The sequence below is a fragment of the Kitasatospora sp. NPDC094015 genome, assembly GCF_040304075.1.
GTDB lineage: Bacteria > Actinomycetota > Actinomycetes > Streptomycetales > Streptomycetaceae > Kitasatospora.
Genome location: NZ_JBEOUL010000012.1, coordinates 90,058 through 114,684, shown reverse-complemented (window position 1 = coordinate 114,684; position 24,627 = coordinate 90,058). Strand labels below are relative to the sequence as shown.

General features: G+C 73.8%; 18 protein-coding genes and 1 pseudogene. 9 read left to right on the top strand and 10 right to left on the bottom strand.

Annotated elements, in window-relative coordinates; all coding sequences use genetic code 11:
• The first annotated feature begins 54 nt into the window (after window positions 1–54).
• From ABT014_RS17175 to ABT014_RS17160, 4 genes are all read left to right on the top strand, one after another.
• Window positions 55–843: an ATP-binding cassette domain-containing protein gene (locus ABT014_RS17175; protein WP_350639582.1), complete on the top strand. Its 789-nt coding sequence runs from the start codon at window positions 55–57 to the stop codon at window positions 841–843.
• Window positions 840–2,099, top strand: a complete 1,260-nt coding sequence (locus ABT014_RS17170) for a sugar ABC transporter permease (RefSeq protein WP_350639581.1) — start codon at window positions 840–842, stop codon at window positions 2,097–2,099. The genes ABT014_RS17175 and ABT014_RS17170 overlap by 4 nt, the downstream gene beginning before the upstream one ends.
• A gap of 280 nt (window positions 2,100–2,379) precedes the next feature.
• The gene (gene dxs / locus ABT014_RS17165) at window positions 2,380–4,287 is read left to right on the top strand and encodes a 1-deoxy-D-xylulose-5-phosphate synthase (protein WP_350639580.1); all 1,908 of its coding nucleotides are present in this window, start codon (window positions 2,380–2,382) and stop codon (window positions 4,285–4,287) included.
• A gap of 126 nt (window positions 4,288–4,413) precedes the next feature.
• Window positions 4,414–5,973, top strand: a complete 1,560-nt coding sequence (locus ABT014_RS17160) for an ArnT family glycosyltransferase (RefSeq protein ID WP_502894996.1) — start codon at window positions 4,414–4,416, stop codon at window positions 5,971–5,973.
• A 205-nt stretch (window positions 5,974–6,178) separates the two neighbouring features.
• Here ABT014_RS17160 and ABT014_RS17155 read toward each other — a convergent pair whose 3' ends face one another.
• From ABT014_RS17155 to ABT014_RS17135, 5 genes are all read right to left on the bottom strand, one after another.
• Window positions 6,179–8,308, bottom strand: coding sequence for a 3-hydroxyacyl-CoA dehydrogenase NAD-binding domain-containing protein (locus ABT014_RS17155; protein ID WP_502895003.1), 2,130 nt, complete (start codon window positions 8,306–8,308; stop codon window positions 6,179–6,181).
• Window positions 8,308–9,525, bottom strand: a complete 1,218-nt coding sequence (locus ABT014_RS17150; RefSeq protein ID WP_350639577.1) for a thiolase family protein — start codon at window positions 9,523–9,525, stop codon at window positions 8,308–8,310. Before ABT014_RS17150 ends, ABT014_RS17155 begins: the two co-directional genes overlap by 1 nt.
• Before the next feature lie 208 nt (window positions 9,526–9,733).
• Window positions 9,734–10,978: an HRDC domain-containing protein gene (locus tag ABT014_RS17145; protein WP_350639576.1), complete on the bottom strand. Its 1,245-nt coding sequence runs from the start codon at window positions 10,976–10,978 to the stop codon at window positions 9,734–9,736.
• Between the two features lie 202 nt (window positions 10,979–11,180).
• On the bottom strand, window positions 11,181–11,897 hold the full coding sequence (locus ABT014_RS17140; RefSeq protein WP_350639575.1) for a LuxR C-terminal-related transcriptional regulator: 717 nt from the start codon (window positions 11,895–11,897) through the stop codon (window positions 11,181–11,183).
• A 310-nt stretch (window positions 11,898–12,207) separates the two neighbouring features.
• Window positions 12,208–12,858 carry a DUF3000 domain-containing protein gene (locus ABT014_RS17135; RefSeq protein ID WP_350639574.1) on the bottom strand — a complete coding sequence of 217 codons (651 nt, stop codon included), beginning with the start codon at window positions 12,856–12,858 and terminating at the stop codon, window positions 12,208–12,210.
• Between the two features lie 146 nt (window positions 12,859–13,004).
• Between ABT014_RS17135 and hemE the strand changes: the two genes are divergently transcribed.
• Window positions 13,005–14,108 (top strand): uroporphyrinogen decarboxylase, encoded by a 1,104-nt coding sequence (gene hemE / locus ABT014_RS17130; RefSeq protein ID WP_502894995.1) that lies wholly within the window; start codon window positions 13,005–13,007, stop codon window positions 14,106–14,108.
• A gap of 82 nt (window positions 14,109–14,190) precedes the next feature.
• Here the strand turns inward: hemE and ABT014_RS17125 are convergent, their stop codons facing one another.
• Window positions 14,191–15,153, bottom strand: coding sequence for a DUF4349 domain-containing protein (locus ABT014_RS17125; RefSeq protein ID WP_350639573.1), 963 nt, complete (start codon window positions 15,151–15,153; stop codon window positions 14,191–14,193).
• 167 nt (window positions 15,154–15,320) lie between these two features.
• Here ABT014_RS17125 and ABT014_RS17120 point away from each other — a divergent pair, with 167 nt between their 5' ends.
• From ABT014_RS17120 to hemQ, 3 genes are read left to right on the top strand one after another with little or no spacing between them, the layout of a single operon-like run.
• Window positions 15,321–15,896: a Uma2 family endonuclease gene (locus tag ABT014_RS17120; protein WP_350639572.1), complete on the top strand. Its 576-nt coding sequence runs from the start codon at window positions 15,321–15,323 to the stop codon at window positions 15,894–15,896.
• 24 nt (window positions 15,897–15,920) lie between these two features.
• Window positions 15,921–17,360, top strand: coding sequence for a protoporphyrinogen oxidase (hemG, locus tag ABT014_RS17115; protein WP_350639571.1), 1,440 nt, complete (start codon window positions 15,921–15,923; stop codon window positions 17,358–17,360).
• Window positions 17,357–18,067: a hydrogen peroxide-dependent heme synthase gene (hemQ, locus tag ABT014_RS17110; protein ID WP_350639570.1), complete on the top strand. Its 711-nt coding sequence runs from the start codon at window positions 17,357–17,359 to the stop codon at window positions 18,065–18,067. Before hemG ends, hemQ begins: the two co-directional genes overlap by 4 nt.
• Before the next feature lie 33 nt (window positions 18,068–18,100).
• On the opposite strand, the gene ABT014_RS17105 is transcribed toward hemQ, so the two are convergent.
• From ABT014_RS17105 to ABT014_RS17095, 3 genes and pseudogenes are all read right to left on the bottom strand, one after another.
• Window positions 18,101–18,877, bottom strand: coding sequence for a TIGR04222 domain-containing membrane protein (locus ABT014_RS17105; protein WP_350639569.1), 777 nt, complete (start codon window positions 18,875–18,877; stop codon window positions 18,101–18,103).
• An 81-nt stretch (window positions 18,878–18,958) separates the two neighbouring features.
• Window positions 18,959–20,005: a TIGR04222 domain-containing membrane protein gene (locus tag ABT014_RS17100; RefSeq protein WP_350639568.1), complete on the bottom strand. Its 1,047-nt coding sequence runs from the start codon at window positions 20,003–20,005 to the stop codon at window positions 18,959–18,961.
• A 48-nt stretch (window positions 20,006–20,053) separates the two neighbouring features.
• Window positions 20,054–21,311: pseudogene (locus ABT014_RS17095) on the bottom strand (MbnB/TglH/ChrH family RiPP precursor modification enzyme).
• Window positions 21,312–21,539: 228 nt separating this feature from the next.
• Between ABT014_RS17095 and ABT014_RS17090 the strand changes: the two are divergent.
• On the top strand, window positions 21,540–22,448 hold the full coding sequence (locus tag ABT014_RS17090; RefSeq protein ID WP_350639567.1) for a GNAT family N-acetyltransferase: 909 nt from the start codon (window positions 21,540–21,542) through the stop codon (window positions 22,446–22,448).
• A gap of 9 nt (window positions 22,449–22,457) precedes the next feature.
• On the opposite strand, the gene ABT014_RS17085 is transcribed toward ABT014_RS17090, so the two are convergent.
• Complete coding sequence (locus ABT014_RS17085; protein ID WP_350639566.1) at window positions 22,458–24,605, bottom strand: restriction endonuclease; 2,148 nt, start codon at window positions 24,603–24,605, stop codon at window positions 22,458–22,460.
• Window positions 24,606–24,627: the final 22 nt, after the last annotated feature.

Genomic DNA, 24,627 nt, shown 5'->3' with positions numbered 1-24,627 from the left:
GGCGCGCGGCGGCCGTGCCCTGCCCCCACGGCAGGCGGCGCGGGAATGAAGGAGATGGTTCACGTGACAGGCGCACCCGTACTGGCGTTGCGCGGGGTCTCCAAGCGCTTCGGTGCCGTCCAGGCGCTGACCGACGTCCACCTGGAGGTGAACGCCGGTGAGGTGGTCGCCCTGGTGGGTGACAACGGCGCGGGCAAGTCGACGCTGGTGAAGACCATCGCCGGCGTCCACCCGATCGACGAGGGCGCGATCGAGTGGGAGGGCACGCAGGTCGGCATCAACCGGCCGCACGACGCCCAGGCACTCGGTGTCGCCACCGTCTACCAGGACCTCGCGCTCTGCGACAACCTCGACGTGGTCGGCAACCTCTTCCTCGGCCGCGAGCTGAAGCGTTTCGGCACGCTCGACGAGGTCGCCATGGAGAAGCGCGCCAAGGAGCTGCTCGACACCCTGTCGATCCGCATCCCGAGCGTGCGGATCCCGATCGCCGCGCTCTCCGGCGGTCAGCGCCAGGTGGTCGCGATCGCCCGCGCCCTGGTCGGCGACCCGAAGATCGTCATCCTGGACGAGCCGACCGCCGCGCTCGGCGTCGAGCAGACCGCCCAGGTGCTCGACCTGGTCGAGCGGCTGCGCGACCGCGGCCTCGGCGTGATCCTGATCAGCCACAACATGGCCGACGTCAAGGCCGTCGCGGACACCGTCGCGGTGCTGCGCCTGGGCCGCAACAACGGCGTCTTCGAGGTGGCCACCACCTCGCACGAGGAGATCATCTCCGCCATCACCGGCGCCACCGAGAACGCCGTGACCCGGCGTCAGGCACGTCTCGCGGAGGACGCGAAGTGACCACCAACCAGACCACCACCGACACGCCGCCGGCCGCGATCGACCCCCGGCTGCTGGTCCGCGAGGCGGGCTTCGCGGGCTACCTCGAAGAGTTCAAGCGGAAGATGAAGAGCGGCGACCTGGGCTCCGTCCCGGTCGTGCTCGGCCTGATCCTGATCGCGGCCATCTTCCAGACCGTGTCCGGCGACTTCCTGAACGCGGACAACCTCACCAACATCACCAAGTGGATCGCCGGCCCCGGCCTGATCGCCGTCGGCATCGTCTTCGTGCTGCTGCTCGGTGAGATCGACCTGTCGCTCGGCTCGGTGGCCGGCGTCTCGGCCGCGATCGCCTCCGTGCTCTCGGTGCGCTCCGGCATCAACGAGTGGCTGGCCGTCCTGATCGCGATGGCGGTCGGCATCGGCATGGGCGCGCTGCACGGCTTCTTCTTCGCCAAGATCGGCGTCCCGGCCTTCGTGGTCACCCTGGCCGGCATGCTGGCCTGGATGGGTCTGCAGAACTCCGTGCTCGGCGACAAGGGCACCGTCAACCTGATCAACGACGGTGTGATCGCCAAGCTGGACACCTACTTCCTCGGTGACGGCGACGTCTTCTTCACCTGGGCCTTCGCCCTCCTCGGCATCGTGCTCTTCGGCGCCGGCCAGCTGATCGACAGCCGCCGCCGCTCCGCCGCCGGCCTGTCGGCCCGCCCGATGAGCGAGATCGCGCTGCGCACCGGCGTGATCGCCGTGATCGGCCTGGTCGCGGCGTACATGCTGAACCAGGACCGCGGCCTGCCGCTGCCCCTGGTGGTGTTCTTCGGCATCGTCGTGATCACCGACTTCGTGCTCCGCCGCACCTCCTACGGCCGGCAGATCTTCGCGGTCGGCGGTGGCGTCGAGGCCGCCCGCCGGGCCGGCATCAACGTCGCCTGGGTCCGGATCTCGGTCTTCATGATCTCGGCCGGCATGGCGGCCCTGGGCGGCCTGTTCATCGCCTCCCAGCAGGGTTCGGCGGACAAGCTGCTCGGTGGCGGCAGCGTGCTGATGAACTCGATCGCCGCGGCGGTCATCGGCGGCACCAGCCTGTTCGGCGGCCGCGGCAAGACCTGGTCGGCGCTGCTCGGCATCCTGGTGATCCAGTCGATCATCACCGGCCTGGACCTGGTGCACGTCAACCAGGCCATCCAGTACATGATCACCGGTGCGGTCCTGCTCGGCGCGGTCGTGCTGGACTCGGTCTCCCGCCGCACCCAGAAGTCCTCCGGCCGGGGCTGACCCCCGCGTACGGTGTGAGGCTCGGCACCCGAACCATTCGGGTGCCGGGCCTCGTCGTGTTCATCGGTGCTGATAGGACTGTGCGAGGGCACCGAACGGCCGCCCGGGCACGGGTGGTGTGACAGTACGACAACCGCCGTGCCGCGTGGTGTCCGGCAGCTGGACATTAGACTCGACCGGTCAAGGGTGTGCCGGTCCGCGCCGATGCACCCCGCACCCGCGGGCGACGGCGCCCATCGGGCCCGCCCTGGGTCCGGGAACTGTGAACGAGGAGGAACGGGTGGCCCTGCTGACCCGCATTAGGGGACCGCGCGATCTCGACCGGCTCACCCCGGCGCAGCTGGCCGCACTGGCCGAGGAGATCCGCGGCTTCCTGGTCGAGGAGGTCTCCAAGACCGGCGGCCACCTCGGGCCCAACCTCGGCGTGGTCGAGCTGACCATCGCCCTGCACCGGGTCTTCGACTCGCCGCGCGACCGCATCCTCTTCGACACCGGCCACCAGAGCTACGTGCACAAGCTGCTCACCGGCCGCCAGGACTTCTCCGGCCTGCGCACCAAGGGCGGCCTGTCGGGCTACCCGTCGCGCGCCGAGTCCGAGCACGACGTGATCGAGAACTCGCACGCCTCCACCGTGCTCGGCTACGCCGACGGCCTGGCCAAGGCCAACCAGCTCCAGGGCCACAAGGACCGCCCCGTGGTCGCCGTGATCGGCGACGGCGCGCTCACCGGCGGCATGGCCTGGGAGGCGCTCAACAACATCGCCGACGCCAAGGACCGTCCGCTGGTCATCGTCGTCAACGACAACGAGCGCTCCTACTCGCCGACCATCGGCGGCCTCGCCAACCACCTCGCCACGCTGCGCACCACCCAGGGCTACGAGCGGTTCCTGTCCTGGGGCAAGGACGCCCTGCAGCGCACCCCGGTGGTCGGCCAGCAGCTGTTCGAGACGCTGCACGGCGCCAAGAAGGGCCTCAAGGACTTCATCGCCCCGCAGGGCATGTTCGAGGACCTCGGCATCAAGTACATCGGCCCGATCGACGGCCACGACCTCACCGCCCTGGAGTCCGCCCTCACCAAGGCGCGAGGCTTCGGCGGCCCGGTGATCGTGCACTGCCTGACCGAGAAGGGCCGCGGCTACCACGCCGCCGAGAACAACGACGAGGACCGCTTCCACGCGGTCGGCGTCATCCACCCGGAGACCGGCCTGCCGATCAAGTCCGCGGGCAAGGACTGGACCTCGGTCTTCGGCGAGGAGATGGTCGCCCTCGGGCGCGAGCGCAAGGACATCGTCGGCATCACCGCGGCGATGCTGCACCCGGTCGGCCTCGCCCCGTTCGCCAAGGCCTTCCCGAACCGGATCTTCGACGTCGGCATCGCCGAGCAGCACGCCGCGGTCTCCGCCGCCGGCCTGGCCACCAACGGCCTGCACCCGGTCGTCGCGGTCTACGCGACCTTCCTCAACCGGGCCTTCGACCAGGTCCTGATGGACGTCGCCCTGCACCGCCTCGGCGTCACCTTCGTGCTCGACCGGGCCGGCGTCACCGGCACCGACGGCGCCTCCCACAACGGCATGTGGGACATGTCGATCCTCCAGGTCGTCCCGGGCCTGCGGCTGGCCGCTCCGCGAGACGCCGACCAGCTGCGCGCCCAGCTGCGCGAGGCCGTCGAGGTGGACGACGCGCCCACCGTGGTCCGGTACTCCAAGGGCACGGTCGGCCCCGCCGTCCCGTCGCTGGGCCGGATCGGCGGCATGGACCTGCTGCTGGAGAACGGCGAGCGCGACGGCGACCGCCGCGCCGACGTGCTGATCGTCTCGGTCGGCGCGATGGCCCCGGTCTGCCTGGAGACCGCCGAGCTGCTCGCCGCCCAGGGCATCACCTGCACGGTGGTCGACCCGCGCTGGGTCAAGCCGGTGGACCCGGCCCTGCCCGGCCTCGCGGCCGAGCACCGGGTGGTCGTCACGGTCGAGGACAACGGCCGCGCCGGCGGCGTCGGCTCGGCCGTCGCGCAGACCCTGCGCGACGCCGACGTGGACCTGCCGCTGCGCGACTTCGGCATCCCGCAGGAGTTCCTGGACCACGCCACCCGCGACCAGATCATGGCCGAGATCGGTCTGACCGCCCCGGACATCGCCCGCCAGGTCACCGCGCTGGTGTCCAGGCTCGGCGCCCAGGCCGTCCAGGCCTGACCCCGGCCCCGGGCCGCCACCGCCACGGCCCCGGGAGCGGCACCGTCCGCTCCCGGGGCCGCGCGCTGCGGGGTCCGTGCCCTAATACCATGCTCCGTCGCCCACGATCGGACTATTGTCGTACCGATGCCGGGACCGGCAGCGCCCGCGCCAGAACTGCCCGGTAGGTTGTCACCTGTGCCACTCACCACCCGCCTCGCCGCCCTGACCGCACGCGTGCCCGAACGCGTCCGGACCGGGTACTGGACCAGGCTGGTGCCGGTGCTCGCCCTGCTCGCGGTGGTCACCCACATCCCGTCCTTCCTGCGACCGGTGTGGAGCCCGGACGAGGGCTACCTCGCCACCCAGGCCCGGATGCTGGCCGACGGCGGCGTCCTGTACGACACCGTGGTCGACCGCAAGCCACCGCTGCTGCCCTGGCTGTACGAGGCCTGCTTCGCGGTGTTCGGCTCGGCCTCGCTCTGGCCGCTGCGGACCCTGGCGATAGTCGCCCACCTGGTCACCGCCGTGCTGCTGGCCTCACTGGCCCGCGGCCGCTGGGGCAACCGGGCCGGCGCCGCGGCCGGACTGCTCTACCTGCTGCTCTCCATCGGGCTCTCCCCGGAGGACACCCAGGCGGCGACCTTCGAGGTCTTCATGCTGCCCGCCATGGTGGCCGCCTTCCGGTACGCCGAGCGGCGGCGCTGGCTGGCCGCCGGCATCGCGGTGGCGCTCTGCTCGCTCACCAAGCAGACCGGCGGGGCCGTGATGCTGCCGGTGCTCTGGATGCTGTTCCAGGACGCCCGGCACCGCGGGGTGCGCTGGCAGCCCGCCCTGTTCAAGATCGGGTTCGGCTTCGCGCTGCCGATAGCGCTGGTCGCCGCGATCCTCACCAAGCCCAAGGGCTTCCTGTTCTGGGTGGTCACCGGCAGCGGGGACTACGCCACGCTGGGCTCCAACTGGCTCCAGATGCTCGGCCGCGCACTCGGCAACTCCGGCATCCTGCTCGCGGCCGGGCTCGGCTTCCTGGCACCCGTCGCCTACCGCCTCTGGCTGCGGCGCCGCCGCGGACTGCCGTCACCGGCCGCGGCCGAGGAGCACGGCTCCACCAGCGACCTGTGGTTCTGGCTGCTCTCCTCGGTGGTCGCGGTCAGCGTCGGCTTCCACTTCTTCGGCCACTACTACCTCCAGCTGATGCCGCCCCTGGTGATGCTCGGCGTCGGCGCCGTCTCCACCTCCGCCGTGCGCTGGCGGCCGGTGCTGGTGTACTCCGCCGCGGCCGCGACCTTCTTCTGGGGCCTGGCGGTCTTCTGGCCCGGCCAGCGGCTCACCCAGACCACCGAGGTGGCCACCGCCGTCGCCGCCCAGACCACCAAGAAGGACACCGTCCTGGTCTGGGGCATGCACCCGGAGCTCTACTGGCTGGCGGACCGCCGCCCCGCCTCCCGCTACCTGACGGCCGGCTTCCTCACCAACTTCAGCGGCGGCAAGGACGGCCAGCAGGTCGGCGAGCAGTACAGCGTCTCCGAGGCCTGGCAGACCTTCGACGCCGAGATGCACAAGAACCTCCCCGAGGTCGTGGTCGACGACTCCGGCACCGCCCCGTACAACCCCGAGCTGGTCCCCCGGATCGAGACCCTCCTCGAGTCCTACTACGAGGTCGTCGGCATGACCGGCGACACCGTCATCTACCGCCTCAAGCGCTGACCCGCCGCGGCCGCAGGGGCGCGGGGAACTGCGCGCCCTCGGAAGCTCCCCTCCCGCACCCTGCGCCTCCCGGTCACCCCCCACCCCCCAGGGGCGCGGGGAACTGCGCGACCCCGGAAGCCCCCTCCCCGCAGCCTGCCTGCCTTCAAAAGCAGAACGGCGGAGCAGCCCCGCAGGGCCACTCCGCCGTCCTCGATCAGATCCGTCAGGCCGGGATCGACGCCACACCCGGGGCCAGGAACCGCTTCCCGTTCACCCGCTCCGAGACGCCCTCACGGTCCAGGTACGGGGTGATCCCGCCCAGGTGGAAGGGCCAGCCCGCGCCGGTGATCATGCACAGGTCGATGTCCTGCGCCTCGCCGACGACACCCTCGTCCAGCATCAGGCCGATCTCCTGCGCGACGGCCTCCAGCGCCCGCGCGAGGACCTGCTCCTCGGTGAGCACGGTGGTGCCGAACGACAGCAGCGCCAGCACCTCGGGGTCCAGCACCTGCTGGCCGTCCTGCCAGACGTAGAAGCCCCGCTTGCCGGCCTTGACCAGCTTGCCGAGGTTCTCCGACACCGTGAACCGCTCCGGGAACGCCGCGGCCAGGGTCTCCGACACGTGCAGCGCGATGGCCGGGCCGACCAGCTCCAGCAGCACGATCGGCGACATCGGCAGGCCGAGCGGCAGCACGGCCTTCTCGACCGTCTCGATCGGGGTGCCCTCGTCGATGGCGCCCTGGATGGCGTCCATGAAGCGCAGCAGGATCCGGTTGACCACGAACGCCGGGGCGTCCTTGGTCAGCACGGCGGTCTTCTTCAGCTTGCGGGCGACCCCGAACGCGGTGGCCAGCGAGCCCTCGTCGGTCTTCTCGGCGCGGACGATCTCCAGCAGCGGGAGGATCGCGACCGGGTTGAAGAAGTGGAAGCCGACGACCCGCTCCGGGTGCTCCAGCTTCGACGCCATCTCGGTGACCGACAGCGAGGAGGTGTTGGTGGCCAGGATGGTGGTCGGCGCGACCACGGCCTCCAGCTCCGCCAGCACGTTCTGCTTGACGCCCATCTCCTCGAACACGGCCTCGATCACGAAGTCCGCGTCCCCGAAGGCGACGGCCTTGTCCAGGTGACCGGAGACCAGGCCCTTGAGCTTGTTGGCCTTGTCCTTGCCGATCCGGCCCTTCTCCAGCAGCTTGTCGATCTCGCCGTGGACGTAGCCCACGCCCTTGTCGATGCGCTCCTGGTCGATGTCGGTCAGGACGACCGGCACCTCCATCCGGCGGGCGAACAGCAGCGCCAGCTGGGAGGCCATCAGACCGGCGCCGACCACGCCGACCTTGGAGACCGGGCGGGCCAGCGACTTGTCCGGCGCGCCGAACGGCTTCTTGGCCCGGCGCTGCACCAGGTTGAAGGCGTAGATGCCGCTGCGCAGCTCGCCGCTCATGATGAGGTCGGCCAGGGCCGCGTCCTCGGCGTCGAAGCCGGCCTGCAGGTCCTGGTCCTTGACCTGGGCGATGATGTCCAGCGCCTTGTAGGCGGCCGGCGCGGCGCCGTGCACCTTGGAGTCGGCGACCAGGCGGCCCCAGGCGACGGCGTCGTCCCAGGCCTTCCCGCGGTCGATCTCCTCGCGCGCCACCTCGGTGGCGCCGGTGAGCACGGAGGCGGCCCAGTTCAGCGACTGCTCCAGGAAGTCGGCCGGCTCGAAGATCGCGTCCGCGATGCCGAGCTCGAACACCTCCTTGCCCTTGAGCTGCTTGTTCTGGCTCATCGAGTTCTCGATGATGACCTTGACGGCCTTCGCCGGGCCGATCAGGTTCGGCAGGATGGTGCAGCCGCCCCAGCCGGGGACGAGGCCGAGGAAGACCTCGGGCAGCGAGAACGCCGGGACGCCGGAGCTGACGGTGCGGTAGGTGGCGTGCAGGCCGACCTCGACGCCGCCGCCCATCGCCGCGCCGTTGTAGAACGCGAAGCTGGGGACGGGCAGCGCGGCGATCCGCTTGAAGACGTCGTGGCCGCCCTTGCCGATGGCCAGCGCGTCGCTGTGCTCCTTGAGCACCTCGACACCCTTGAGGTCGGCGCCGACCGCGAAGATGAACGGCTTGCCGGTGATCGCGACGGCGACGATGCCACCGGCGGCGGCCTCGGCCTCGACCTGGTCCAGCGCCTCGGACAGCTTGGCCAGCGAGCCGGGGCCGAAGGTGGTCGGCTTGGTGTGGTCGAAGCCGTTGTCCAGGGTGATCAGCGCCAGCTTGCCGGCCTGCAGCGGCAGGTCCAGGTGGCGTACGTGCGCGGTGGTGACGACCTCGCCGGGGAACAGCTCGGCGGCGCGCTGCAGCAGCTCAGTGGTGCTCATGATCACTTACCACCCTCGAAGTGCGGGTTCTCCCAGATGATGGTCCCGCCCATGCCGAAGCCGATGCACATGGTGGTCAGGCCGTACCGGACGTCGGGGCGCTGCTCGAAGCGGCGGGCCAGCTGGTTCATCAGGCGCACGCCCGAGGAGGCCAGCGGGTGGCCGAAGGCGATGGCGCCGCCGTACGGGTTGACCCGCTCGTCGTCGTCCGCGATCCCGTAGTGGTCCAGGAAGGACAGCACCTGGACGGCGAAGGCCTCGTTGACCTCGAAGGCCTGGATGTCGTCGATCGTCAGGCCGGCCTTGGCCAGCGCCTTCTCGGTCGCCGGGACGGGGCCGATGCCCATCACCTCGGGCTCGACGCCGGCGAAGGCGTACGAGACCATGCGCATCTTGACCGGGAGGCCGAGCTCCTCGGCGACGTCCTCGGCGGCGAGCAGCGAGGCGGTGGCGCCGTCGTTGAGGCCGGCCGAGTTGCCCGCGGTGATGTTGCCGTGCGGGCGGAACGGGGTCTTCAGGTTCGCCAGCGACTCCATCGTGGTGCCTGGGCGCATCGGCTCGTCCGTGGTCGCCAGGCCCCAGCCGGTCTCGCCGACCTCGGGGTTGGTGTTCCGGATCGCGATCGGCACCAGGTCGGGCTGGATGTCGCCGTTGGCGTACGCCTTGGCGGCCTTCTCCTGGGAGCGCACGGCGTAGGCGTCGCAGCGCTCCTTGGTCAGGTGCGGGAAGCGGTCGTGCAGGTTCTCCGCGGTCATGCCCATGAACAGGGCGGACTCGTCGACCAGCTTCTCCGAGACGAAGCGCGGGTTCGGGTCCACGCCCTCGCCCATCGGGTGCCGGCCCATGTGCTCGACGCCACCGGCGACCACGATGTCGTACGCGCCGAAGGCGATGCCGCCCGCGGTCGCGGTGACGGCGGTCAGCGCACCGGCACACATCCGGTCGATGGAGTAGCCCGGGACGGACTTCGGCAGGCCGGCCAGCAGCGCGGCGGTGCGGCCGATGGTCAGACCCTGGTCGCCGATCTGCGTGGTGGCCGCGACGGCGACCTCGTCGATCCGCTCGACGGGCAGGTTCGGGTTGCGGCGCACGAGCTCACGGATGCACTTGACGACCAGGTCGTCGGCACGGGTCTCGTGGTAGATGCCCTTCGGGCCGGCCTTGCCGAACGGGGTGCGGACGCCGTCGACGAAGACGACGTCCCTCGCGGTACGAGGCACGGGGGCTCTCCTCCCAGGGGGATGACGTGGTACGCAGACCCCGGCCCACGGGTGGAGCGGCGCTGCTTCACGGTCATGCTACCCGCCGGTAACTAGGTTGCCCATAGCCCACCACCGGATCTGCCCGTGTGTCCCCCGACACGTGTCCGCGCAAACCGCGCAGGGGGCGCCGGGTTCCCCCGGCGCTCCCCGCGGGACGGACCGCCGCCTACTCGGCCGGAGCGGGCGGCTCGTCGAACGCGGTGGCCAGTGCCGCCCCGACCAGCTCGGTCTGCCACCGGCGGGCACCCAGGCGGCGCAGCGCCGCTGCCACGGTCTCGGCCGTGGCCTCGGCCGGCGGCTCCCAGGAGACCCGGCGCACCAGGTCCGGGGTGATCAGGTTCTCGGCCGGCAGGTTGTGCTGCTCGGCCAGGGCCGCGACGGCGGCGCGGGCGGCGGTGAGCCGGGCCGCGGCCACCGGGTCCTTGTCCGCCCAGGCCCGCGGCGGCGGCGGGCCGTCGTGCGGTGCGGAGGACGGCGGCAGCTGGTTCTCCGGGATCTCCCGGGCCCGCTGCAGCGCGGCCAGCCACTGGTCGAGCTGCCGGCGGTTGACCCGGGGGCCGAAGCCGGAGACGGCCAGCAGCGCCGGGGCGTTCAGCGGCATCGCCAGCGCGGCGTTGACGATCGCGAGGTCGGGCAGCACCCGGCCGGGCGAGACGTCGCGCTCGCGGGCGATCCGGTCCCGGGTCTGCCAGAGCTCGCGGACGGCGGCCAGCTGGCGGCGGCGGCGGACCTTGTGCAGCTGCGAGGTGCGCCGCCAGGGGTCGACCCGGGGGGCCGGCTTGGGGGCGTCGACCAGCGCCGCGAACTCCTCCAGCGCCCAGCCGAGCTTCCCCTGGGCGTCCAGCTCCCGCTCGAGCGCGTCGCGCAGCTCGACCAGCACCTCGACGTCCAGGGCGGCGTACCGCAGCCAGGGCTCGGGCAGCGGGCGGGTGGACCAGTCCACCGCCGAGTGCTCCTTGGCGAGCGAGAGCCCGAGCACGTTCTCGGTCATCGGGCCGAGCCCGACCCGGGGGAAGCCGGCCAGCCGTCCGGCCAGCTCGGTGTCGAACAGCCGGCGCGGGCGCATGCCGACCTCGGACAGGCAGGGCAGGTCCTGGGTGGCCGCGTGCACCACCCATTCGGTGTCGGCCAGGGCTTCGCCCAGCTCACCGAGGTCGGGGCAGGCGATCGGGTCGATCAGCGCGGTGCCGGCGCCCGCCCGCCGGAGCTGGATCAGGTAGGCGCGCTGGCCGTAGCGGTAGCCGGAGGCCCGTTCGGCGTCCACGGCGACCGGGCCGGTGCCGGCCGCGAAGGCGGCGACGGTCTCGGCCAGGGCCTCCTGGTCGGCCACGACGGGTGGCAGCCCCTCCCTCGGTTCGAGGAGCGGGACCGGGGCTTCTTCGTCTGGGATGGCTGCTACGGCGTCGGTCACCCCCCAAGGGTACGACGGCACCCGCTCCCGGGAGTGTTGTCGGACTGGTCAGACCGGGTCCGGACATATGCCGGGGCGGCGGCGGAGCGGACGGACGGGGGCGATCGGCGCACGGACGGGGGAGGGACGGTGAAAAAGACGGCGGCCCGGAGGAAACGTTCCTCCGGGCCGCCACCGCTGTGTCGGGCAGGTGTGAGCCGGGTCAGTGGATGATGCCCGTCCGCAGTGCGACGGCGACCATGCCGGCCCGGTCGCCGGTGCCCAGCTTGCGGGCGATCCGGGCCAGGTGGCTCTTGACCGTCAGCGCGGACAGGCCCATCGCGACGCCGATCGCCTTGTTGGACTGGCCCTCGGCGACCAGCCGGAGCACCTCGACCTCGCGGCCGGACAGCTCCCGGTAGGCCGAGGTCTGCGCCCCGGGAGCACCGGGTGCGCCGGGCGCACCGGGGGCTCCGACCGCGCCGGGCACCCCCGGCATCCCGGGTCGCCGCATCCGGCCGGCCATCCCGGCCGCGCCGAGCGGCAGTCCGGGGCGGCCGGGCATCGCGACGTTGGTCCGCGTCCCGGTGACCACGTAGCCCTTGACGCCGCCGGCCAGCGCGCTGCGGACCGCGCCGATGTCGTCGGCGGCGGAGAGCGCCAGGCCGTTGGGCCAGCCCGCGGCGCGGGTCTCGGCGAGGATGGTCAGCCCGGAGCCGTCGGGCAGGTGGACATCGGCGATGCAGATGTCCCGGGGGGTGGTGACCCGGGGGCGGGCCTCGGCGATCGAGGAGACCTCGATGACGTCGCGCACACCCAGGGCCCACAGGTGGCGGGTGACGGTGTTTCGGACGCGTGGGTCGGCGATGACCACCATGGCGGTGGGCTTCGTCGGACGGTACGCGACCACGTTTGCGGGGTGCTCGAGAAGGACCGACACCAGGCCTCCTGTGGGGAGTGGCGGACGGAACCCCGATGGGGCGGTCGGAGTGTTCCGCGTGTGGAAAGGGTCACTGACACCTTCGGCAGCATGCGTGCCCGGCTTTAGCGAATGATCACGATCTAGTGAGTAACAATACGGACAAATCGCGCAGGTGACTGATGCGACATGCCCAGAAATCGCACAAGGTCGATCAATCTGTGACCTCGGTTGGTCAAGTTTGGTCCGGTAATTGACACAGACCGCGACGGAAGTCACACTCCGTCAGCCCTGCGGGTGGCGCCGGGTCGCGCGTGCGGCGATGCCCCCCTCAGTGGGAGCGCGGACGGCGGCGCGCGGGCATCGGGACCACTCCGCCGAGTGACGGGGCGTCCGCCAGCGGCAGCGGGGCGGGCACCGCCGGCGGCAGGCCGGCGCAGATGCACAGCAGGTCGCCCCAGGCCGCCAGGTGCCGTTCGAACCGGCCGTCGGACGGGGTCCAGGAGGCGCGCAGCTCGATCTCGGTGGAGGACGGCCGGTCGGCGAGCGCGCCGAAGTACTGCGAGGCGCACCGGGTCACCGTGCCGCCGGGCGCCGTGTACCCGGCGCCGTGCGCCTGCAGGGCGTCCATCAGCCAGGCCCAGCCGACCTCGGAGAGCAGCGGGTCGCCGGCCATCTCGGGCTCCAGCTCGGCCCGCGCCATGGTCACCACCCGGAAGTCGCCGTGCCAGGGCTCCTGGCCGGCCGGGTCGTGCAGCAGCACCAGCCGGCCGTCGGCCAGCTCCTCGCCGTCCACCTCGACCGTCGCGCCGATCGCGTACGCGAACGGGGCCAGCCGGCGCGGCGCGGGGGTGGGCGTGAGCACCAGCTCGGGGCGCAACCGGGCCCCGGCCAGCGCCTCGACCGCGTCCCGGAACTCGATCGGCGCCGACTCCTTGCCCGTACCTCCACCGTGTGCGGGGTGCCCGCCGACCGCTGCCATGGTCTGAAGACTAGGCGGCGCGGCGCCGCATTCCGAGCACCTTTCGCCGGTCCGGCGTGCCGGGCGGGCCACGAGCCGGGCATCTTGGACGAATCCACGACCCGCCCGGGACGGGGGTGCGCGGGGCGCGTGCGAAGATTTGGGGCGTGAGCGAGACTTCCGCGGCCACCCCCGCAGCCCAGACCGGTCAGCAGCCCCTCGCGCGCCGCGGCGCCGCGTACGACTCCGCGTTCCTGCGGGCTGCCCGGGGCGAGCCGGTGCCGCACACCCCGGTCTGGTTCATGCGGCAGGCCGGCCGCTCGCTGCCGGAGTACCTGAAGGTGCGTGAGGGGATTCCGATGCTGGAGTCCTGCATGCAGCCGGAGCTGGTGAAGGAGATCACCCTCCAGCCGGTGCGCCGGCACAAGGTGGACGCCGCGATCTTCTTCAGCGACATCGTGGTCCCGCTCAAGGCCGTCGGCATCGACGTCGAGATCAAGGGCGGGGTCGGCCCGGTGATCGCCGACCCGATCCGCACCGCCGCCGACCTCCAGCGGCTGCGCCCGCTGGAGCCGGACGACATGCCGTACATCACCGAGGCGGTCGGCCTGCTGGTGGACGAGCTCGGCAGCACGCCGCTGATCGGCTTCGCCGGTGCGCCGTTCACCCTGGCCAGCTACCTGGTCGAGGGCGGCCCGTCCAAGAGCTACGAGAACACCAAGGCCATGATGTACGGCGCGCCCGAGCTGTGGGCCGAGCTGGTCGACCGGCTGGCCGGCATCACGGCGGCCTTCCTGAAGATCCAGATCGAGGCCGGCGCCTCCGCGATCCAGCTCTTCGACTCCTGGGCCGGCGCGCTCGCCCCCGACGACTACCGCCGCTCGGTGCTGCCCGCCAGCACCAAGGTCTTCGACGCCGTCGCCCCGTACGGCGTGCCGCGGATCCACTTCGGCGTCAACACCGGCGAGCTGCTCGGCCTGATGGGCCAGGCCGGCGCGGACATCGTCGGGGTGGACTGGCGGGTGCCGCTGGACGTCGCCGCCGAGCGGGTCGGCCCCGGCAAGGGCCTGCAGGGCAACCTGGACCCGGCCGTGCTGTACGCGCCCACCCCGGTGGTGGAGGCCGAGGCCCGCGAGGTGCTGGACGCCGCTGCCCGGGCGGTCGGCGACAGCCACCACATCTTCAACCTGGGCCACGGCGTGATGCCGAGCATGGACCCGGACGCGCTGAGCCGGCTGGTCGCCTTCGTGCACGAGGCCAGCGCCCGCTGATCCCGGTGCGCCCGGTGCTCCCCGCCGATCAGGCGGGGGCACCGGGCGCACCCGTCACTGCGTCCGAGTCACTGCGGTGGGGTCACTGCGGCGGGGTCGGGCCGGCCGGCGGCTCCACCGGCGGGGCCGGCGAGGGCTCGGGGCGCGCGGTGCGCCGCCGACCGAGCCGCCACCTGAGCAGCAGCCCGGCCGGCACCGCGACCAGCAGGAACGGCGCCATCGCGGCCAGCGCCACCAGCAGGCCCCGGACGATCGCGACCAGCACGTGCCAGCCCCCGCCCGCCGCGTGGCCGACCGCGGCCCACAGCCCGTCGTGGTGCGGCTTCGCCGGGGCCGGCTCGGCGGCCCGCTCGGTGTGCAGCTCCAGGGTGATGGTGGAGAACGAGGTCCGCCCGGACAGCGCCTGCTGCTGGCTCTTCAACGACTCCAGATCGGCCTCCCGCCGGCTCAGCTCGCTCTCCAGCGAGACCACCTCCGCCAGCGTCTTCGCGTCCGCCATCAGTGCCCGCACCCGGTCCACGCTGGCCTGCTGGGACTTCACCCGGCTGTCGACGTCCACCACCTGCTGGGTCAGGTCGTCCGCCTGGCTGGTCAGCCGCAGCGTCCTGCTGCCGAGCGCGGTGAGCTGGTCCAGCGCCTGCTGGTGGCCGCCGGCGGGCACCTTCAGGGTGAGCTGGGCGTCCGTGCCGGAGACGTTCTGCGCGGAGACGTACCCGCCGGCGGCCTGCGCCGCGGCGGTGGCCGCCGTCACCGCCGTGCCGATCTCCTTCACCTCCAGGCCCAGCTGCGCCTTGTACTCGATGTACCGCGGGTCCGCGGCCGGCGCCGAGGGCTGCGCGGCGGGCTGGGCCGCGCCGCCGGTGCCCGCCTTGGCGTCCGCCGGCGCCTTCCCGCCGTCCGCGACGGCCGGCTTGCCGCCCTCGGCGACGGCGGGCGCCGCCGCCCGGTCACCCGCGGCGCCGTTCCCACCCGAACCGGCCCCGCACCCGCTCAGCAGCAGCACCGCCGCCACCCCCAGCCCGGCCACAACTCTTCGTACCGCCATGCTTCCCGGCCCTCCCCGTCGTCTCCGGCACCCCGTCGGTGGCCGGCCCTGCCGGTCCGACGCGGCCGGATCCCCGCAGGATCCCGCCGGCCGGTCCCAACTCGGTCACGCCCCGGCCGCGTTCGGATGTCGACGGCCCGCCCTGGCGAATGGCTACAGTGGGCTGCATGACTGCGCTGCCCGAGTGGATGCGCCCGCCCCGCCCGGAGGGCTGGTACGCGGAGGACCTCGACCGGCTCCCCGAGGCTCCGCGGCACACCGAACTGATCGACGGAGCACTCGTCTTCATGATGTCCCCGCAGCGGAACTGGCACGGCCGGGTGGTCACCGCCCTCACCAACACCCTGGTCGCGCAGGCGCCGGACGGATTCGAGCCGGAGCGCGAGATGACGGTCCGGCTGGACAGCCGGAACCGGCCGGAGCCGGACCTCGTCGTGGTGACCGCCCCGTTCCGCTCCGACCGCACCTGGTTCGCCCCGCAGGACGTCCGGCTGGTGGTCGAGGTGGTGTCGCCGGAGTCCGCCCACCGCGACCGGACGGTGAAGCTGCGCAAGTACGCCGAGGCGGGCATCCCGCACTACTGGCTGGTCGAGGAGGAGGACGAGCGTCCGGTGGTGCACGCCTACGAGCTGGACCCGTCAACCTCCGCGTACGCGCCGGTCGGCATCTTCCGGGGGACGCTGGAGCGGCCGCTCCCGTTCCCGGTCCTCGTGTACCTGGACGGCCTGGTCCGGGGCCGCTGAGGAGGACCTGCGAGACTTCCGGACATGGCAGAACCTCACGTCGTCGTGGTCGGTGGTGGCATCGCGGGGCTCGCCGCGGCCGCCTTCCTGAGCGCCGCGCCGGGCCGGGTCACCCTCCTGGAGGGCTCCGACCGGCTGGGCGGGAAGCTGATGGCGGGGGAGGTCGGCGGCGTCCGGGTCGACCTCGGGGCGGAGTCGATGCTCGCCCGCCGGCCGGAGGCGGTCGAACTCGCCCGGCTGGTCGGGCTGGGCCCCGCGCTGGAACCGCCGACCCCCGCCAAGGCCGCCGTCTGGACCAGGGGCGGCCTGCGCCTGCTGCCCGCCGGCCAGCTGATGGGCGTCCCCGGCGACCTGGACGCGCTGGCCGCCTCCGGGGTGCTCTCGCCCGAGGGGCTGGACCGCGCCCGGCACGAGGTGCCCGCCGGGCCGGGCGAGGCCCGGGAGGCGGACGAGGACGTCGCGATCGGCGCCTACGTCGCGGCCAGGCTCGGCCGCGAGGTGGTCGACCGGCTGGTCGAGCCGCTGCTCGGCGGCGTCTACGCGGGCCGGGCGGACGAGATCTCGCTGCGCGCCGCCGTCCCGGCCCTGCTCCCGATCGTCCGGGCCGGCGGCTCGCTGGTCGAGGGCGTGGGCGCGCTGGCCGGCCGGGCGAGCGCCGGCGGCCCGGTCTTCCAGGGGCTGCGCGGCGGCATCGGCACCTTCCCCGAGGCCGTCGCGGCGTACTGCCGCGCGGCCGGCGCCGACCTGCGCACCGGCAGCCCGGTCACCGAACTGCGCCGCACCCCGGAGGGCTGGCGGCTGGTCGCCGGCGGCGAGCGGTTCTCCGCGGACGCCGTGGTGCTCGCCGTCCCCGCCCCGCAGGCCGCCGCCCTGCTGCGGCCCGAACTGCCCGCCGCCTCCACCGAGCTGGACGGCATCGAGTACGCCGGGATGGCGCTGGTCACCATGGCGTTCCGGCGGACCGGGCCGGCCCTGCCGCTCACCGGCAGCGGCTTCCTGGTCCCGCCGGTCGACGGCCGGTCGATCAAGGCCTCGACCTTCTCCTCCAACAAGTGGGGCTGGCTGGAGCGCGCCGCCCCCGAGTCCTTCCTGCTGCGCACCTCGCTCGGCCGCTACCGCGAGGAGCAGGCGCTCGGGCTGCCGGACGAGGAGCTGGTGGCCCGGTCGCTGGCGGACCTGGAACGGGCGGTGGGGCTGCGCGCGAAGCCGTACGACAGCGCGGTGACCCGGTGGGCCGGCGGCCTGCCGCAGTACCCGGTCGGGCACCTGGACCGGGTGGCCCGGATCCGGGCCGCGGTGGCGGGGGCCGGGGCGCTGGCGGTGTGCGGAGCGGCCTACGACGGGGTGGGCATCCCCGCCTGCATCGCCGGCGCCCGCCGCGCGGTGACGGAGCTGGCGCAGCGCGCCGGCGGGCCGACCCCGGCGCGGGGCGGACCCGTTGCGGAAGGGACAATGGGCGCATGACTGAGACCACTGAACAGCCCGTGAAGAAGAAGGCCCGCGACCTCAACCAGGTCATCCGCTACACCATGTGGTCGGTGTTCAAGCTGAAGGGTGAGCTGCCCGAGGACCGGGCCGCGCTGGCCGCCGAGGTGGAGGAGCTGTTCGCGCAACTGGACGCCAAGGACGTGACCGTCCGCGGCACCTACGACGTCTCGGGCCTGCGGGCCGACGCCGACCTGATGGTCTGGTGGCACGCGGAGGACTCGGACGACCTGCAGGAGGCGTACAACCGCTTCCGCCGCACCGCCGTCGGCCGGGCGCTGGAGCCGGTCTGGTCGAACATGGCGCTGCACCGCCCGGCCGAGTTCAACAAGTCGCACATCCCGGCGTTCCTGGCCGACGAGCGCGCCCGCGACTACATCTGCGTCTACCCGTTCGTGCGCTCCTACGAGTGGTACCTGCTCCCGGACGAGGAGCGCCGGGCGATGCTCGCCGAGCACGGCATGATGGCCCGCGGCTACCCGGACGTGCGGGCCAACACGGTGGCCTCGTTCGCGCTCGGCGACTACGAGTGGCTGCTCGCCTTCGAGGCGGACGAGCTGCACCGGATCGTCGACCTGATGCGCGACCTGCGGCCCTCCCGCGCCCGGCTGCACGTGCGCGAGGAGGTCCCGTTCTTCACCGGGCGCCGCAAGCCCGTCGCGGAGCTGCTGGCCGGCCTGGTCTGAGCCCCTCGCCGGCTGCGGGCGGGCGCGCGGACCTCAGTGCCGCAGCGCCGCCCGCAGCCGGGCGTCCGTGACCGCCTCCGGGCCCTCCATCGCCACCGCCCTGAGCAGGGCCCGCTCGTCCTCGTCCACCGGCCCGCCGTGCTGACGGGGCAGGACCGCGGACCGCAGTGCCCGCTCGCCGGCCGGAGCGGCCCACCGGGTGTAGGGCTGCACGTCGACCCGGGCCATCAGCAGGGTGCCGCCGGTCAGGATCAGCGGCAGCGAGAACCAGGCGAGCGCCGCCGTGGTGTCGCCCGGTTCGGACGGGCCCGCCAGCAGCGCCGCGGCCAGCAGGGCCAGTCCGAGCAGGAACGCGTACCGGACCCGGCGCAGCGCCAGCGAGGTGCGCTCGCGGACCTCGGCCGGGGTGGCCAGCCCGGCCGCCGCGAGGCGTTCGCCGATCTCCAGCACGGTGGGGTGCCCGGCCAGCGCGGCCCGCAGCCGCCCCGTGCGGCACTGGCCGTCGGTGCCGACCGCGCCGACCACCGCGCGCTCCAGCCGGCTGCGGCCCTGCGGGTCGACCACCGTGGTCCAGCCGGTGTGGGCCAGGTGCAGCCGGCCCCGGCCCGCCATCAGCACCAGCACCAGGTCGACCACCCGGGTCGGGCCGCCCGCCAGGTACGCGGTCTCGTACAGTCCGACGCCGGCCAGCTGGTCCGGGCGGGCCGCCGCGCAGTCCGCGACCGGGTCGAAGGTGGCGGCGACCCGCACCAGCCGCAGACAGGACACCACGGCGGTGACGCACGCGGGGATCAGCAGGAGCAGCCACATGTGGCTGTTGTAGACCGGCCCGGGGCGCCGTGGAAGCGGAACCCCGGACCGCGATACCGAACTGTGACCGTGATCCGCAGGTCAGGAGCCGCAGCTGCTGCCGCCTCCGCAGCTGGACCCGCAGCTGGAGGAGGACCCGCAACTCGAGGACGAGCCGCAGCTGCTGGAGGACGAGCCGCAGCTGCTCGACGAGGACCCGCAGCTGCTGCTGCCGCCGCAGCTCGACGATCCGCAGCTGGAGGAGGACCCGCAGCTCGACGAGGAGCTGCAGCTGCTGGTGGCGGCCCCGCACCAGGTGGTCGAGCCGCCGAAGTCCGTGCCCGTCGAGCCGGAGGCGGCGGCGGACTGCATCCGGGCGGCCATCGCGTCCCGCAGCACCTCGTCGGTCAGCACCGCCGCACCGCCCAGCGCCATCCCGCCGTACAGCAGCAGGTCCTCGGGGCCGGCGGCGACGTCGTGCGGGCGCCAGGGCGTGCCGTCCTTCATCAGGGACAGCTGGCGGCGGCCCGCCGGGGTGATCCGGGCCGGGCCGGGGCGGGTGGCCACCAGGCCGATCACGCCCACGATCAGCAGCAGGGCGAAGGCGGGGAACGGCGGGAAGGAGAACTCGGCCTCGTCGGAGATCCGCTGCACCCAGGCGATCGAGCCCAGCACGCCGAGCACCACCGTGGCCAGCATGGCCAGCCACCAGAACCGGCGGGCCCGGACCACGGCCCGGTGCAGGTCGGGGCGGCGCATCAGCCCGCGGGCGGCCAGCCGGTCGCCGATCTGCTGCACCGCGGGCGCCCGGACCGCCAGCCTGCGCAGCGCGGCCAGCTCCAGCCGCCGCGCGGGCCCGGCGGCCTCGATCAGCGCCGCCTCCACCGCGTCCCGGGGAACCGGGTCGGTGACGGTGACCGTCTTGTCCCGGGCCACCACGACCCGGCCCTCGCGCTCCATCCGGACGATCACGGTGTCGATCACCCGGGTGGGCCCGCCGGCCAGGAAGGCGGCGTCCAGCAGCGGGAGTCCGCGGCCGGGCAGCCCCTGCGGGTCGCTGACCCGGCGCATCCGGCGCAGCGCGATCGAGGTCCAGATCATGGCGGTCGCCACCAGCAGGGCGGCGATCGTGAATTCGGTGTGCCACATGGTGATTCCCCCCGTGGAAGTTGTCGATTGTCCGGGTCCCGGCCGGGACTACCGGTTGCCCCACCGGCGGCGGGGGCGGCGCTCGGCCGCCGGCCGCAGCCACTGCCCGAGCGCGCCGCGCCAGGGCGTGGCCGCCTCGGCGGCGAGCGCCCACTCGGCGAAGGCCCGGGCGTCCGCCCGGTAGCCGCCGGTCTGCCGGTGCTGCGCGGCGTACCGGCGGAACAGCGGGTGGTAGGCCTCGCCGAGGATCGCCGCCAGCTCGGGCGCGACCCGGGCGACGGTCTCCCGGCGCTTGGCCGCCAGCCCGTCGGCCTGGATCCGGACCTGCTCCGGGTCGAAGCCCTCCGGCACCGGACCGCCGGCCACCAGGGCCGCCACCAGTTCGGTCTGCCGGCGGGCCAACTCCGCCCTGGCGACGACCAGTTCGGCGTCGGCGGCGCGCTCGCCGCGGTGCAGGTACTCGTCCCGTTCAGACATGCTGCACCTGCCGCTCCAGCACCCGGCGGACGGCCGCCAGTTCGCCCGCCAGCTCGGCCGGCGGCGGGAAGTTCTCGTCCCGCTCGAGCAGCACGCCGGGCGGGTCGGTGCGCGCGCACAGCTCGGCGAGCACCTCCAGCACGGCCGGGCCGACCGGGTGCGCGTGGGTGTCGTGCCACACGCCGTCCCGCTCGATCCCGCCCGCCACGTGCACGTACGCGATCGCCTCCAGCGGCAGCCGGTCGAGCTCGGCGGTCACGTCGAGGCCGAGGTTGACCCGGTTGGTGTGCAGGTTGGCGACGTCGATCAGCAGCCGCACCCCGGTCCGCTCGACCAGCTCGGCCAGGAACTGCCCCTCGGACAGCTCGTCGTCGGGCCAGCGCAGGTGCGCCGCCACGTTCTCCAGCGCCAGCGGCACCGGCAGTTCCTGCTGGGCGATCCGGACGTTCTCCGCGATCACCCGCAGCGATGCGCGGGTGCGCGGCACCGGCAGCAGGTGGCCCGCCTCCAGGCCGCCGGCCCGGACGAACGCCAGGTGCTCGGTGACCAGCGGCGCCGCCACCGCCTCGGCGACCTCGGCGAGCCGGGCGAGGCGGCCCGGGTCGGGGAGGTCGGCCCCGCCGAGGCCGAGCGAGACGCCGTGCGGCACCACCGTGACGCCGCGCGCCCGCAGCGCGTGCAGGGAGTCCGGCAGGTGACCGGCGCAGATGTTCTCGGCCACCACCTCGACCCAGTCCAGGCCGGGCAGCCGCTCCACCGCGGTGTCGATCTCCGATCGCCAGCCGATGCCGACGCCCAGCCGAGGTGATCCGGACGCAATCGATGTCATGCCTGACGCCCCCTTCCGGAGGACTCGCCGAACGGCGTGAGAGAGAAGTGTGGGAACTACGGGGGCGGGGGAGGCTTCGTCGCACATCCGCCCCGCTGCTGAGGGTGTATCCCCGGCGCCCCGCTGCCAACCCGCACCCGGCAATCTCAGAGCTGAACTTGAGCTTTCCCCGGGGCCGCGGGTTATTCAGCGGCGCTTCAGTACCGGAGTGGCTAACGTGACGCGTCTATGACCGTGACAGTCCGCACTTTCCTGCCGTCCGACGCCCCCGCCGCAGCAGCCGCCCACCGGGCGGGCCGCGACCACCTGGTGGTCACCCCCGAGGTGGTCGCCTGGCTGGCCGCCCGCCCGCACTACCACCTGCTGGTCGCCGAGGTGGACGGCCTGGTGGTCGGCTCGGCGCGGTTCGGGACGCTGACCGACAGCGCCGAACCCGGCCAGGCCTTCCTGAACGTCAGTGTGCTGCCCGGCGAGCGCCGGCGCGGCGCCGGCGCGGCCCTGCTGCGGGCCGCCGAACGCGAGTTGGCCGACCTGGGCACCGTCACGGTGCACGGCTGGGTCGACGACGTGCCCGGCGGCCTGGCCTTCGCCGCCCGGCACGGCTACCGGGCCGGCCGGGACGCCCACTTCGGTGCGCTGGACCTCACCGCCGGGCTGCCGCCGCTGCCCGGCCCGCCGCCGGGCGTCGAACTGCGCCGGGCCGCCGACTACCTGGACGACCCGTACCCGCTCTACCTGGTGGACGTGGCCGGCTCCCGGGACGAGCCCGGCGACCTCACCCTGAACGCCCAGCCGTACCAGGAGTGGACCGCCGAGATCTGGCAGCGGCCGGACCTGGACCGCGACCTCACCACGGTCGCCGTGGTGGACGGCACCCCGGCGGCGTTCAGCGCGGTGCACACCGACGGCGCCGGCCGGTACTGGTCGGCCTTCACCGCCACCCGCCCGGAGTACCGCGGCCGCGGCCTGGCCAAGCTGGCCAAGCTCGACTCGCTGCACCGGGCCCGGGCGGCCGGCTGCACGGCCGCGTACACCAGCAACGACGGCTCCAACGGGCCGATGCTGGCGATCAACGCGTGGCTCGGCTACCGCCGGTGCGCCACCGAGTTCAAGCACAGCCGGGACCTGCCGGCCTGACCTCGGGCGTCACTCGACGTCCACCCCGTGCGCGCGGGCCAGGCCCGCCAGGCCGTCCGCCCAGCCCTGGCCGACCGCGCGCAGCTTCCACACCTCGTCCGCGGTGCCGGCCCGGTGCCGGTAGACCTCGGCCACCAGCATCGCCGAGATGCCGGGGTCGGCGGGCGGCGCGAACGACCAGCCGGCGCCGGCCGCGCCGCTCACCTCCAGTCGGGCGTCACGCAGTTGCCCGCAGTCGGCGTCGGATTCGGTGTCCATGTTGACCGAGACGGCGATCCGGTGCACCTCGGCCGGCAGCGCGGCCGGGCGGATCACCGCGGTCTCGGTGGCGACGGCGCCGGCGACGGTCCGCCGCCCGAGCGCGACCGCCCCGCCGGCCGTGCTCGGCTGGTGGTAGAAGACGAAGTCCTCGTCGCCGCGGACCCGCCCGTCCGCCGCGAGCAGCAGCAGGGTCAGGTCGGCATCGGCGCCGGCGGCGCTGAACGAGACCGTCAGCTCGGCGAGCTCGGTGCTCGGCAGGACGGTGTTCTGGCCGGGGGCGAGCGGCTGCGCGGGGGTGCGCCGACCGCGGGCCGGGCGGACGCCGAGCCGGCCCCGCAGGCCGTGCTCGTGCAGCAGGTCGACCAGCTGGGCGCCGTCGACCAGGGTCAGCGGCTTGCCCTTGACCCAGTCCCGCGAGCCCTTGCCGAAGGTCGCGGTGGTCACCAGGATGCCCTTGTTGGCGCCGTGGTGGACCCGGGTGGCGTCCAGGTCGCGGACGGCGGTCGGATCGACCCGCCCCCGGTAGCGCTTGGCCTGGATGACGATCTGCCCGCCGGTGATCGGGTCCGGGTCCTCGGCCACCACGTCCACGCCCTGGTCGCCGCTGCGGGCCGTGGTCCTGGTCACGAAGCCGCGCCGGCGGAAGAGTTCGGCCACCAGCTCCTCGAAGACCAGCGGGTCCATCAGGAAGAGGTCCGGCTCCTCGCCGTCCGCCGAGCCCTCGTACGCCGGGGCCGGGGCCGGGGCGGCGGGCTCCGCCGGGAGGGCGGCCGGATCGGCGGTCGCCCCGACCGGCACGGCCTGCAGCTTCTCCGGACGGGCGGAGAGCCTGCCGCCGAGCCCGTCGACCAGGCAGCTCACCGGCTCGACCCGGTCCAGCGCGAGGGCTCGGAAGGTGTCGCGGTCCACCGTCACGGTCAGCAGGAACCGCCGGCCGCTCTGCCCGGTGGCCGGGTCGGGGGCCAGCACGTAGCCGTTCAGCGTGACCGAGTCCAGCAGCCCGTCGGCGTCCGCCCGGTGCAGTTCGGACAGCACCCGCAGCGCGCACTGGGCCAGCACCTCGCGGTAGACCTCCTTGCGCTCGGTGGCCGACCGGGGCATCTCGGCCTCGCGGTCGTCGACCTTGACGTAGCGGTACCGGGCCAGGGCGGGCACGATCGAGGGCTCGGGCAGCTGCTGGTCGACCACCAGCCGCCGCTCGCCCGGCTCCCAGCGCGCGGCGCACTCCTGCGGCACGTCGTCCGGCCAGTCGCCCCGCCAGGCGAGGGCGGTCTCGAAGTACTGGGCCACGCCCGCGGCCGAGCCCGCGCCGAGCTCGGCCTCCAGCCGCCGGGCCGGCTCGGCCTGCGCGGCGGCGGCCCGGCGCTGCTCGGCCGCCCAGCTCTCGTACTGCGCGCGGTACTCGGCGAGCTGCCCGAGCCGCTGCTGCTCGGCCGCCTGGGCCGCGTACCAGTCGTGCTCGAAGCGGGCCCGGGCGTGCCCGATCCGGTCCTCGTACTCCCGCCGGATCCGCGGGTCGTACAGCTGCTGCTCGGTGGGCGGGACCACGTGGTACCAGGACTGGTCGGGCAGCGGCACCGGGACGCCCAGGCGGCCGGGGTCGAACGGCGCGGGCTCGGCGGCGCGCCGCAGCTCGGCCAGCCGGAAGGCCGGCCCGGCCAGCCCCTGCGCCAGGATGCGGCGCAGGTCCGCCACCCGGTCGTCCAGCTCGGCGGTGCGGCGGGCCGCGTCCGCCTCCCGGGCCTGCTGGTAGGCGCGCAGCGCCTCGCGCTGCCCCTGGGCGGCGGCCCGCTGGGCGGCCCGCTGCTCCCGCTCGTACCGGGCCTGGGCGGCGGCGGCCGCCTTGCGCTGCTCCTCCGCCCGGCGGTGCTGGTCGAGCTGCGCCTGCGCCAGCATCCCCAGTACCCCAGTGCCGTGC

Excerpts from the sequence above, each read along its gene's own strand:
- ABT014_RS17175 (WP_350639582.1), top strand. The coding sequence starts at position 55 with ATGGTTCACGTGACAGGCGCACCCGTACTGGCGTTGCGCGGGGTCTCC.
- ABT014_RS17160 (WP_502894996.1), top strand. The coding sequence starts at position 4,414 with ATGCCGGGACCGGCAGCGCCCGCGCCAGAACTGCCCGGTAGGTTGTCA.
- ABT014_RS17135 (WP_350639574.1), bottom strand. The coding sequence starts at position 12,858 with ATGGCAGCGGTCGGCGGGCACCCCGCACACGGTGGAGGTACGGGCAAG.
- ABT014_RS17125 (WP_350639573.1), bottom strand. The coding sequence starts at position 15,153 with ATGGCGGTACGAAGAGTTGTGGCCGGGCTGGGGGTGGCGGCGGTGCTG.
- ABT014_RS17120 (WP_350639572.1), top strand. The coding sequence starts at position 15,321 with ATGACTGCGCTGCCCGAGTGGATGCGCCCGCCCCGCCCGGAGGGCTGG.
- hemG (WP_350639571.1), top strand. The coding sequence starts at position 15,921 with ATGGCAGAACCTCACGTCGTCGTGGTCGGTGGTGGCATCGCGGGGCTC.
- hemQ (WP_350639570.1), top strand. The coding sequence starts at position 17,357 with ATGACTGAGACCACTGAACAGCCCGTGAAGAAGAAGGCCCGCGACCTC.
- ABT014_RS17105 (WP_350639569.1), bottom strand. The coding sequence starts at position 18,877 with ATGTGGCTGCTCCTGCTGATCCCCGCGTGCGTCACCGCCGTGGTGTCC.
- ABT014_RS17100 (WP_350639568.1), bottom strand. The coding sequence starts at position 20,005 with ATGTGGCACACCGAATTCACGATCGCCGCCCTGCTGGTGGCGACCGCC.
- ABT014_RS17090 (WP_350639567.1), top strand. The coding sequence starts at position 21,540 with ATGACCGTGACAGTCCGCACTTTCCTGCCGTCCGACGCCCCCGCCGCA.
- ABT014_RS17085 (WP_350639566.1), bottom strand. The coding sequence starts at position 24,605 with ATGCTGGCGCAGGCGCAGCTCGACCAGCACCGCCGGGCGGAGGAGCAG.